Annotated in this window: 1 pseudogene; it reads right to left on the bottom strand. The window is 67.1% G+C overall.

What is annotated here, in order from left to right:
• Positions 1 to 1,118 (bottom strand): annotated as a pseudogene (locus tag AB0O28_RS39875) (DNA-directed RNA polymerase subunit beta); the annotation flags it as partial.

Here is a 1,118-nt window from a genome sequence, read left to right as displayed (position 1 = left end):
AACTTGGCGACCCGGTAGGTCGTCCGGGTGCCGTCGTCGTTCATCACGGTGACGTAGTCGGCCGAGACCTCCTCCACCACACCGGCCTTCTCGGCCGTGATGACGTCACCCGTGTCGACCGCGGCGCGGTATTCCATGCCGGTGCCGACCAGCGGGGCCTCGCTCTTGAGCAGGGGCACCGACTGCCGCTGCATGTTCGAGCCCATGAGCGCGCGGTTGGCGTCGTCGTGCTCGAGGAACGGAATCATGGCGGTGGCCACGGACACCATCTGGCGAGCCGACACGTCGACGTAGTCGACCTCATCGGGACGGGCCAGTTCGGTCTCCCCTCCCTTGGTGCGCACCAGGACGCGCGTCTCGGCGAACGAGCCGTCGGCGTTCAGCGCCGTCGTGGCCTGCGCCTTGACGTACCTGTCCTCCTCGTCCGCGGTCAGGTAGTCGATCTGGTCGGTCACCTTGCCGTCGACGACGCGGCGGTACGGCGTCTCGACGAAGCCGAACGGGTTGATGCGGGCGTAGGAGGCCAGTGAGCCGATCAGGCCGATGTTCGGGCCCTCCGGCGACTCGATCGGGCACATCCGGCCGTAGTGAGACGGATGCACGTCGCGGACCTCGAAGCCCGCACGCTCACGCGACAGACCACCGGGCCCCAGCGCGTTTAGGCGGCGCTTGTTCGTCAGCCCGGCCAGCGGGTTGATCTGGTCCATGAACTGCGACAGCTGCGAGGTGCCGAAGAACTCCTTGATCGACGCCACGACCGGGCGGATGTTGATCAGCGACTGCGGCGTGATCGCGTCCACGTCCTGCGTGGTCATGCGCTCGCGGACGACGCGCTCCATGCGGGCCAGGCCCAGGCGGACCTGGTTCTGGATCAGCTCGCCCACCGTGCGCACCCGCCGGTTGCCGAAGTGGTCGATGTCGTCGGTCTCGACGATGACGTCACCGCTCACGCCCGGCATCGTCGCCTGGCCGGCGTGCAGCCGGACGAGGTATTCGATGGTGGCGACGATGTCGTCCTCCGTTAGCGTGCCCTGGGTGATGTCGGCCTGGACGCCCAGCTTCTTGTTGATCTTGTAGCGGCCGACCTTCGCGAGGTCGTAACGCTTCGGATTGAAGTA

Origin of the sequence: Microbispora sp. NPDC088329 (assembly GCF_040685655.1) — a bacterium.
GTDB lineage: Bacteria > Actinomycetota > Actinomycetes > Streptosporangiales > Streptosporangiaceae > Microbispora.
This window is presented reverse-complemented; position numbering and strand designations above follow the sequence as displayed.